The sequence below is a fragment of the Gemmatimonadota bacterium genome, assembly GCA_016720805.1.
In the GTDB taxonomy this organism is placed as follows: Bacteria; Gemmatimonadota; Gemmatimonadetes; order Gemmatimonadales; family GWC2-71-9; genus Palsa-1233.
Window position 1 is genome coordinate 318,066 of the sequence record JADKJZ010000014.1, and the last position, 10,420, is coordinate 328,485.

The window sequence follows — 10,420 nt, forward strand, 5'->3', positions numbered from 1 at the left end:
ACGGAAAGCGGAGCTCCACACCATGACCATCGATCCATCCCAGGGCATTGTCGGCCTCAAGGGCGCCCTGCGCTACGTCCGCGCCTATCGCGACCACGTCTTCGTCGTGAAACTTGGCGGCGACGTGCTCTCGGACAAGCACAACCTCGACACCGTGGCAGGCCAGCTAGCGCTGTTGTCCTCGCTCTCGATTCGTCTGGTCGTGGTGCATGGTGGCGGCACGCAGGCGAGCGCGCTGGCACGCCGGCTCGGCCAGGAGCCCGAGATGGTTGCGGGGCGGCGAGTGACCGACGACGGCGCACTCGAGGTGACCAAGATGGTCTACCGCGGCCTGCTCAATACCGACCTGGTCGCGGCGCTGCGGCGGCACGGGGTGCAGGCCACTGGCCTCTCCGGCGTCGATGCCGACCTGATCACGGCGCACCGCCGCCTGCCGCTGCGGGTGGTCGACGACGCCGGCGTGGAGCGGACGGTCGACTACGGCCATGTGGGCGACATCGACAAGGTGGACCCGCGGGTGCTGGAGACGCTGATGAACGCGCGTTTCGTCCCGGTGGTCTCCTCGCTGGCGGGTGACGCGGAAGGCAACGTCTACAACGTCAATGCCGACACCGTGGCGGAATCACTGGCGATTGCGCTCAAGGCGCAGAAGCTGATCTTCATGACGGGGGCACCGGGCGTGCTGCGTGACCGGAACGATCCGTCGACGCTGGTCACCTTCGCCGACCCGGACGATCTCGCCGAACTGATGGCGAGCGGTGCGCTGGCGGGCGGAATGCGCCCGAAGGTGGAGGCCTGCATCCGCGCGGCGACCGGCGGCGTCGAGCGGACGCACATCATCGATGGTCGGGCTCCGGATGCCCTCCTGCTCGAGGCGTTTACCGGCTCGGGTTGCGGCACCATGATCGTGGGTCGAAAGGAGAAGGCTACCTATCTTGGCGTCGACCTGGCCGACTGAAGTCACCACGCTCCGCGAGCTGGTGGCCATTCCCTCGATCAGCGGGAATGAGCTGCCGGCCGCGGAGTACGTGGAGCGTGTGGCCCGCGGGCTCGGCCTCGACGTGGTGCGCGACGAGACCTCCGTCCGCGTCAGTGTCGGCGATGAGTCCGCCGGGCCGACGCTGGCGCTGGCGTCGCACCTCGATGTGGTTCCGCCCGGTGAGGGGTGGAGCCGCGATCCGTTCACCCCGATCATCGAGGGCGACCTCCTGTACGGCCGCGGCTCGGGCGATGCGAAGGCGTCGGTCGTGTCGATGCTGCACGCCCTCGGCGACGTGGCGGCCTCCGGGCGCGCCCTGCGTGGCCGCGCACTGGGGATCTTCTCCTACGGCGAGGAAACCCGGAACGCGACGATGCCGATGGCGGTGGAGCGCGCGGGGCGTCTCGATGCCGCGCTTGTTGGTGAACCGACCAACCTCGAATTCTCGGTGGCGCAGCGCGGGCTGATGATGGTGGATCTGGTGGCCCACGGCGACCAGCGACACGCGGGCTACGCGGCCACCGAAGGGTTCACCAATGCCATCACGGTGCTGGCCCGCAATCTGGCACGCCTCGACAACATCGCCAGCGCCCGAGTCCATCCGGTGCTCGGTGTCACCACCGTGACGCCGACGATGCTCGAGGCGGGGGTCTCCCGCAACGTGACGCCACCCACGGCCCGTGCCGTGCTCGACATCCGCTCGACTCCAGACTGGACACACGACGAGCTCGCGGTTTTGCTTCGTGAGCAGCTCGATTGCGAGGTCGTGGTCACCTCGACGCGGCTGGTCCCGTGCGAGACGCCGGCCGGGTCGGCGCTGCTCACCGCCGCGCAACGCGCGCGCCCCGAGTCGACGTCGTATGGATCGCCCACCTGCTCCGACTGGTGTTTCCTGCGGCATCTCGACGCCATCAAGGTCGGCCCCGGGACCTCGCGCCGTTCGCACACGCCGGACGAATCGGTCAACCTCTCCGAAGTGATCGCTGCACGGGCATTCTACGCCCGGGTGATCGAGGAGTACCTGGCATGAGTCGCAGTGAAACGCTCTGGTCGCCCGGCGCTGCCCCGGACGCGCAGATGCTGGCGTACACTGTCGCCGATGACCGCACGGTCGACACCCGCCTGCTGCGCTGGGACGTCCTTGGCTCGCTCGGTCATGCCGCGTCGCTCAAGGCCGGGAAGATCATCACCCCGCGCGAGTTCGCCACGATGCGCCGGGCGTTGCTCGCCGCGCTCCGGGCCATCGATGCCGGTGAACTGCAGATCGGACCCGAGCATGAGGACGGCCACAGCGCCGTGGAGCTCTGGCTCACCAAGCGCTTCGGCGACATCGGGGAACGGCTGCACACCGGGCGCTCGCGCAACGACCAGGTCGCCACCGACCTGCGCCTCTTCCTGAAGGAGAAGGTCCTGGCGCTCCACGGGCAGATGACCGATCTCGCGGAATCGCTGCTCGCCTTCGCGGCGACGCACCGGCGTGTGCTGTGGCCGGGGTACACGCACCAGCGCATCGCGATGCCCTCCTCAGCCGGACTCTGGGCCGCCGCCTATGCCGAAGGGCTGCTCGACGCGGCCGACGCAGTGCACGGCTTCTGGTCACGTCTCGATCGTTCGCCGCTTGGTAGCGCTGCGGGATACGGCGTGCCCTTGCCATTGGTCCGCGAGGCTTCCGCCAAGGCGCTCGGCTTCGGCGGCGTCGATCAGGTGGTCACGTCGGTCCAGGGCAGCCGCGGGATGCTCGAGGCGGCGGCGCTCTTCTGGTGTGGCGAGGCGGCGCACCACCTGGCGAAGCTGTCGGCCGACGTGATCCTCTTCTCGGCCGACGAGTTCGGCTGGCTGACGCTGCCGACGGAGCTGTCGACGGGGTCGTCGATCATGCCGCAGAAGCGCAACCCCGATCTCTTCGAGTTGACCCGTGCACGTGCCGCGTCCCTTGAGGGCGACCTGGCCACGGTGCTGGCACTCAAGGGGCGGCTGGCAGGCGGCTATCATCGCGACTTCCAGTTCCTCAAGGCGCCACTGTTCCGCGGACTCGACCGGACAAGTGAGATGCTGGCGATGCTGATCACCGCAATCCCTCGGCTCGGCGTGAATGCCGATCGTGGACGGGCGGCGCTCTCGGGTGAGGTGCTCGCCACGGACGAGGTGATGCGGCGAGTTCGCGAGGGGCAGACGTTCCGGAAGGCGTACCGCGACGTCGCCGCCGAAGTAAAGCGTGGGATCGCGATGCCTCCAATCAGCAGCGCGGCGTTGATCGCGGCGCGGCAGAGCACCGGCGGCATCGGCAACCTGCCGATCGCCGCATTGCGAAAGCGCCTCCGGGCGTCGCGGCGGTGGCAGGTGACGGAGCATCGCCGCTATGCCCGCGCACTCGCCGCACTGACCGCGCGGAGGGGACGATGAGCCTCGAGCGCCGGAAGCGGCACCTGAAGATTCTGGAGCTGGTGGCCACGCGTCCGATGCGGACGCAGGACGAGCTCGCCGAAGCGCTGTCGCAGGAGGGATGGGAAGTCACCCAGAGCTCCGTCTCGCGGGACATCTCGACACTCGGCCTGATCAAGGTGGAGGGGATCTATCAGCGAGCGGCCGCGTCGCGGCTCCGCGAGATCGCCGATCCGAATGAGCGGCGTCTGGCCGAGTCGTTGTTGGCGGTCGATCCGGCTGGCGATGCCCTGCTGGTGCTGCACACGCCGCCCGGCGAGGCGCAGCGCGTCGGCAGTGCCCTCGACTTGCTCGGCTGGCCCGAGGTGGTCGGGACGCTGGCCGGCGACGACACGATCTTCGTGGCGACGCGCAATGCCTCGTCGCAGGGGACGATCCAGCGTCGCCTGAACGCCTTGATGGATGGACGCAGCTGAGTCCGCGGAGGAGTGTCCGCGCCTTCCTGCCGCTGCTCGTGCTGCTCGGGGCGGGATGCCGGAGCAAGGCAACCCAGGAACGCGAGCGGATCGCCGATTCCGTCATCGCCGCGGAGCAAGCCTCCGAGCCCCGCGCCGAGCCCCGCGCCGAGCCCGCAGTGCAGTGGGAACGCGCCGAAGAGGTCCCTCACCTCAGACTCGATGGCGCGACGGCAATCGTCGGTGACACGGTCTACCTGATCGGTGGCGTCGGTCCCGGCGACACCCTCTCCGCCATCACGACCGTCGACACCTTCGACCCGGTGGCAAGGCGCTGGACCGCCGGGCCGGCATTGCCGGGTGCGCTGTCGCACATCCAGGCCGCAGTGGTCGGCGACAGCACGATCTGGATTGCCGGCGGCTTCCTTGGCCGCCACGGTGGCCCCCCGACCGCCGGGGTGTGGCGGCTGGACCGTCGGCTCGGGCAGTGGGTGGCCGGTCCTCCGCTTCCCGAGGCACGGGGTGGTGGCGCGCTGGTCGCGCTGGGCGACACCCTCTACTACGCCGGTGGCTGGGGCGCCGACCGCGCCACCGATCGGGGCGAGGTGTGGCAGCTCTTGCCACGGGCTACGGCGTGGCGGCTTCGTGCTCCCATGCCGGTGGCCCGCGGCGATGCGGCCGCGGTCGGACGCGATGGCCGACTCCTGCTCTTTGGTGGCCAGCAGAGCCACGACGTCACGCCGGTCGACCTTGCCGATGCCTGGGCGTACGACTCGCGTTCCGACCGCTGGACTGCGCTCGCCACGATGCCCGCGACGCGGTCGCATGCGAGTGCCGCAGTCGTGCAGTGGGGCGACTGGGTGCTGATTTCCGGCGGCGGGGACATCGCGGCGGGTCGACGGTTCTCGCAGGACATGTTCGGCTACCACGTGCAACGCAATGTCTGGCGCCGGCTCCCCGAGCTCCCGCTCCGTCTCCGTGGCGCGAATGCGTGGCTGCGGGGCGACACGCTGCAGTTGGCCGGCGGCGCCGAGGTCAACAACGCGCCGTCGAACCGCCACCGGTGGATGCGCTCGCTCCGCGGCGTGTGGATGGCACTTCCGGGCGAAGGGCCGACCGTGCGGGAAGCGCGCGCCGCCGTCGTAAGGAATGACCTGGTCATGCTCGGCAGCGCGCTGCGCCCGACGTGGCACTACGACCTGGCGCGCGGCCGCTGGGGCGCCGAGGATGACCTTCCCTACCGACCGCGCCAGGGTCCGATCTACGGGGCAACCTCGGACGGGCGATCCCTGGCGATCCTTGGCGGGACGGCTCTCGGCGACGAAACCACGATCCTGCAAACATTCGACATCGGCGCGCGGACGTGGTCACCAGGGATGCAGGTACCGAAGGGCATTCGGCGACCGATCCTGATCGCCGGCGCGGGTGCACTCTGGTTGATCGGCGAACCGGAATGGCGGAGGAAAGGCACCGATCAAGAGCTTGTTTCAGGAGTCGTCTACCGGTTGAACCGCGCTGGCAGCTGGGACTCTGTCACCGTGATTCCTGAGCCCCGCGTCGGTGCGATGGCCACGGCCGATTCGACCATGATCTGTGTGGTCGGCGGTAACAGCCAGCGAGGGACCTCGGCACGCGGCATTCAGTGCATGGATATCGCGACCATGACATGGCGTTCGAGCGGTGCCCACGAGTTGGACTCGATTCCGGTCTACATCGGCACCCCAAGCAACGCGGCGGCGGTGAATGGTCGCATCCACGTCTTCGGCCGAGCAGGCTTCCGCTTCGATCCAACGAGCAACCGGTGGAACCCCATCCCGCGACCGCCGTTTGAGGCGGGGGCTGGCGTCATCGTGGCGGATGGTGATCGCCTCCTGCAGTACTCGGGGCGGACTCGACGGGTGTGGATGATGTGGCCGTGAGCGCGATTCGGTGATCGGAAGCGGTCGGTTTCTGGTGAGCGCCACGCTGGCTGGTGCCCTCGCCTGTCAACCAGCCGCTGATCTCCGCGCCCCGGGCGCTGCCGTCGACTGGCCCGTGAGCATCGGCGATGCTGGTGGCTCGCGCTATTCAGCGCTAACCGACGTCGACACGCTCAGCATTGACCGACTGCGGCCGGCCTGGTCGTGGGCGGCAAACGAACGCTTGCGGTACGATCCCGGGACCGGGATGCCGCTCCCCGCCGGATCATTCCAGGCATCACCCGTCGCGCTCGGCGACACCCTCTATCTCTCCACGGCGTACGCGCGCGCCGTCGCGCTTGACGGTGCGACGGGCCGCATGGTGTGGAGCTTCGACCCGGATGTGACTCGTTGGGGCCCGAATTCCAGCTCCCACTCGGTTTACTCGCATCGTGGCGTCGCAGTGTGGAGTGACACCGTGGGGCGTCGCGTATTCCTCGCCGCACGGTGGCGGCTTTGGGCGCTCGATGCAGCCACCGGACGTCCGATCCCTGCGTTCGGCAAGGATGGTGCTGCGGATCTCGCTTCCGACCTGCGCTGGCCGGTCAATCCGATCGAGGTGAACTCGACGTCGCCACCCGCGATCTGGCGAGACGTTGTCATCATCGGCAGCGCGATCGGCGACGACATCATCTATCGTGGTGATCCACCCGGGCATGTGCAGGCGTTCGACGCCCGCACCGGGAAGCGCCTTTGGCGCTGGGACCCGATCCCGCCTCCGGGCGATCCGGCGCGTGCGAGTTGGGGCGCCGGCGCGGCCGAGCGAACCGGTCACGCCAACGTCTGGTCCTTCATCACCGTCGACACCGCGCGCGGGTTGGTGTACCTGCCGGTGTCCGCCGCCTCAAACGACTGGTATGGTGGCGATCGTCCGGGCGACAATCGCTGGAGCGAATCCCTCGTCTGTCTGGATGCGCGGACCGGGCGCCAACTCTGGGCGCAGCAGTTGGTCCATCACGGGCTCTGGGACTACGATCCCGCCGCGCCGCCAACGCTCGCCACCGTCGTGATCAATGGGGTCCGTCGCGACATCGTCGCTCAGGCCGGAAAGACGGGCTTCCTGTATGTCTACGACCGGGTGACCGGGGCGCCGATCTGGCCGATCGAGGAGCGGCCGGTGCCGGCGTCAGATGTGCCGGGAGAGCAGGCCTCCGCGACGCAACCGGTGCCGACCTGGCCCGCGCCGTTTGCACGGCAGTCGCTCTCGCTCGATGACGCGAACGACGTCCTGCCGGAGGTGCATGACTCCGCCGTGGCCTTCCTGAAGCGCTATCGACTTGGCGGATTGTTCACGCCCCCTTCGCTGCAGGGCACGGTCCTGATGCCGAGCTGGATTGGCGGGGCGGGATGGGGTGCCACCTCGCTCGATCCGGTGCACAATGTGCTCTACGTGAAATCGACCAACATTCCGGTCCTGGTGAGACTGACTGGCGACACATCCGGACGCGTGGGTGCGCCCCGGTATCGTATCGCCGATCCCATTCCGGACCGCGCCGCCAGCGTGGTCCTCTCCGCTCGTGACTGGACATTCCGGCGGCGGCTCGTTCGCTTTCGTGTCACCAAGCCACCGTACGGCACCCTCACGGCGATTGACCTTGGCACCGGCGCGCAGCAGTGGCAGGTGACGGTGGGCGATCCCCCGGAGCGGGCGCGTCACCCGACGTTGGCGCGCTCCGATGCCGCACCGATGGGGGTGTCGGGGCCGAGCGGTGGCCTGACGACGGCCGGCGGGCTCATCTTTCTCACGGGTGGTGGGTCAAAGTTGCTGGCGATTCGAGCGGCCGATGGTTCGCTCCGCTGGTCGTCCGACTTGCACCGCGAGGCCATGGCGAATCCAATGACGTATCGGACCCGCGATGGGCGCCAGTTCGTGGTCGTCGCGACCGGCGGCGGTTCCGACGCCGTGCTGCAGGCCTTCACCCTCGCCCCGGAGCGAGACTGATGCACACCCGACGGTTGCTTGGTGGTGTTGTCCTCCTCGGCGCGCTGCTGCTCGCGGCCGGCGCGGCGTTCCAGCTCGGCCGCCGCTGGCCGCTGGCGCGACTCGATGCGTTGGTGGCCCGACTGCGACCCGCGGCGACGGCCGCCGCGCTGCTACCCTGGCAGGTGACCGACACCCTGCCGCTGACGCGCTACGAGAACGGCACCGCCCTGATCGGACGCGAGATGTACTTCATCGGCGGCTTCTACAATCAGGCGACGCAGGCCACCGACCGGGTGGATGTGCTTCAGCTGGACCGACACGAGTGGCGTCGTGGCGCGTCGCTCCCCGAGCCGCTCACGCACGGCAACGTCGTCGTGCTCGGTGACACGGCGATCTGGATCGTTGGCGGTTTCAAGGGCGATTCCCCGGGCCCCACCGTGGCGTCCACCTGGCGCTATCGGGTGCTCGAGGATCGCTGGGTGGCGGGCCCCGCGCTGCCGGCCGCTCGAGGCGGTGGCGCTCTCGCGGCAGTTGGCGACACGCTGCACTACTTCGGTGGCTGGCTCCCGGACCGCAACACCGATTCCCCCGATCATTGGCGACTGCTGCCCGGTGCGTCGGCGTGGGAAGTTCAAGCGCCGCTACCGGAGGCGCGGGGACACCTCGCGGCCGCCGTCCTGGGTGGAGCCCTCTACGCACTCGGCGGCAATCATGGTCACGACCCGACGCCGATCGATGTACCGACGGTCCATCGTTACGATCCAGCCTCTGCCCAGTGGAGCGCGGTCCAGCCGCTGGCGGAAGCCCGATCACACACGGAACCGGGCACGATCCGGTGGCGTGATCGCGTCCTCCTCGCTGGTGGCCGGAACATCGCGGGGGCGGAACCGAACACCGGCGCGTTGATCAGCTGGGAGCCCATTGCCGGGCGGACCCGATTCGAGCTGTCGCTGCCGATGGCGTTGTTGGCTCCGTCCGCGGTCGTGTTGGGCGATACGCTCGTGGTCGGCGGCGGCGCGCCGCTGGGCAACAATCCCACCAACGTCCTGGTATGGCGAACGCCATTGGTCGGCGCCTGGCTGCGCTACCCTGCGCTGCCCCGGCCACTCGGAGAGGTCAGTGCCGTCGCGTTGGGGGATCAGCTCTTCGTGGTCGGCGACGACGAAATGCAGACGTTCGGGTTTGATCTGCGTACCGGTCGATGGGACGACCTGCATCGATGGGCTGCTCGTCCTGTCCCCGGCCACCACCACGGCGCGGAATCGCTTCGGGGCGAGCTCGTGCTGATCGGTGGACTTGGCAGCGACCGCATCGGTGGCCTGGTGCAGATCTTCACTCCCGAACGAAATCAGTGGCGACTCGGGCCATCCCTCCCCGTGGCGGCAGGCTCGATCGCCAGCGCGGTCATCGGCGGGAGGCTCTTCGTGGCAGGCGGGATTGTCGGCAATCACACCGTGGCCGATGCCTTCGTCCTGGACTCCGGCGCGACGGCCTGGCGCCGAATCGCGCCGATGCCGTTGCCGCGCAACCACGCCGCGTCGGCGACCGATGGACGTCGGCTCTGGGTGTTCGGCGGGCGCGGTCCCGGGAGCGGCGACAGCAACGTGGTCGCGAACGGCTTCGCCGATGTGCAGGTCTATGATCCCGACACCGATCACTGGACCGTCAGCGATGGATCGGAGGGCGCGCCGCTGCCGTTGCCTGTCGGGCGCGGGGGCATGGGGAAGGCGGTCTTTCTCGACGGCGAGTTCTGGGTGATCGGTGGCGAGACGCGCGATGGTGTTGGCGCCAATCCGGGCGGGACCTATGCGCGCGCCGACGTCTATGACCCGACCGCCCGCCGCTGGCGGGCCGGGCCCGCGCTGCGCAGTGGCCGGCATGGGATCTTCCCGGTGCTCGAGGACGGTCGGATTCTGGTGGTCGGTGGAGGCGAGCGCGCCGGTCATGGCATGACGACCGGCTTCGAGTCGTTGCGACCGAAGTAGCTCCCACCGCCCGCCCACGCTTCACGCCGGGGTCGTGTCGTGCAACTCCCCTCGCCGCTGGGTCTGCTCTTCCTCGCCTACGTTCTGCTGGGCTTGCCCTGGCTCGCCCACAAGAGTGCGGCGCGACTTGTCGGTCACCATCCGTCGGAGCGAGTTCCGACGCGGCAGCAGGTATGGCAGTCGGTCGTCTTGATGCAATGCATCATGCTCGCTTTCGCCTGGCTGACGGGCCGCGAGTTCGGGTTTCCGTTCCTGGCGTGGGGCGGCTTCTCGGTCCGGAACGTGCTCGCGACGATCGCGGCATTCGCCGGCCTGCTCGTGCTGCGCGTGCTGGTGCGGCGCTCTCGCACCGACGCGGAACGGCGCGAGCTCGCGGTCTTCAGGTTCGCGCCGAGGACGGCTGCGGAGTGGCGGGCCACGGTGCTGATGATCGGGGTGACGGCGGTCAGCGAGGAAGTGGCCTATCGGGGCGTCGCCCACGCAGTGCTCTGGTGGACGTTCGGCAATGGGTACCTGGCCGCAGGCTTGGCGGCAGCGGGGTTCGCCGGCGCGCATGCGGTGCAGGGGCGGAAGAGCATGACGATGATCTTTGTCACCGCGCTGGTGATGCATGCGCTGGTGGCGGGGACGGGGACGCTCTTCCTCGCGATGGCCGTGCACGCCGCCTTCGACCTCTATGCCGGGTGGCGCATCGCGGTCGAGGCGCGGACGCTGCTGCCGCAGGAAACCTGAACGGC

8 protein-coding genes are annotated in these 10,420 nt (G+C 69.1%); all 8 read left to right on the plus strand.

The genetic code is table 11. The features are described 5' to 3' along the window. The first annotated feature begins 22 nt into the window (after positions 1-22). The 8 genes from argB to IPP98_11710 are packed head-to-tail and all read left to right on the plus strand — an operon-like array spanning position 23 to position 10,415. A complete protein-coding gene (argB, locus tag IPP98_11675; GenBank protein MBL0179769.1) occupies positions 23-958 on the plus strand; it encodes an acetylglutamate kinase in 936 nt (311 codons plus the stop codon). Continuing rightward, positions 936-2,009: a M20/M25/M40 family metallo-hydrolase gene (locus IPP98_11680; protein MBL0179770.1), complete on the plus strand. Its 1,074-nt coding sequence runs from the start codon at positions 936-938 to the stop codon at positions 2,007-2,009. Before argB ends, IPP98_11680 begins: the two co-directional genes overlap by 23 nt. After that, positions 2,006-3,382, plus strand: coding sequence for an argininosuccinate lyase (argH, locus tag IPP98_11685; protein ID MBL0179771.1), 1,377 nt, complete (start codon positions 2,006-2,008; stop codon positions 3,380-3,382). Before IPP98_11680 ends, argH begins: the two co-directional genes overlap by 4 nt. Continuing rightward, positions 3,379-3,837 (plus strand): arginine repressor, encoded by a 459-nt coding sequence (locus IPP98_11690; GenBank protein ID MBL0179772.1) that lies wholly within the window; start codon positions 3,379-3,381, stop codon positions 3,835-3,837. Before argH ends, IPP98_11690 begins: the two co-directional genes overlap by 4 nt. Before the next feature lie 38 nt (positions 3,838-3,875). Beyond that, positions 3,876-5,735, plus strand: coding sequence for a hypothetical protein (locus tag IPP98_11695; protein ID MBL0179773.1), 1,860 nt, complete (start codon positions 3,876-3,878; stop codon positions 5,733-5,735). Between the two features lie 34 nt (positions 5,736-5,769). After that, positions 5,770-7,716 carry a PQQ-binding-like beta-propeller repeat protein gene (locus IPP98_11700; GenBank protein ID MBL0179774.1) on the plus strand — a complete coding sequence of 649 codons (1,947 nt, stop codon included), beginning with the start codon at positions 5,770-5,772 and terminating at the stop codon, positions 7,714-7,716. Continuing rightward, entirely contained in the window at positions 7,716-9,683 is a 1,968-nt protein-coding gene (locus IPP98_11705; GenBank protein MBL0179775.1) for a hypothetical protein, read from the plus strand. The genes IPP98_11700 and IPP98_11705 overlap by 1 nt, the downstream gene beginning before the upstream one ends. A 39-nt stretch (positions 9,684-9,722) precedes the next feature. After that, on the plus strand, positions 9,723-10,415 hold the full coding sequence (locus tag IPP98_11710; GenBank protein MBL0179776.1) for a CPBP family intramembrane metalloprotease: 693 nt from the start codon (positions 9,723-9,725) through the stop codon (positions 10,413-10,415). Positions 10,416-10,420 lie beyond the last annotated feature (5 nt).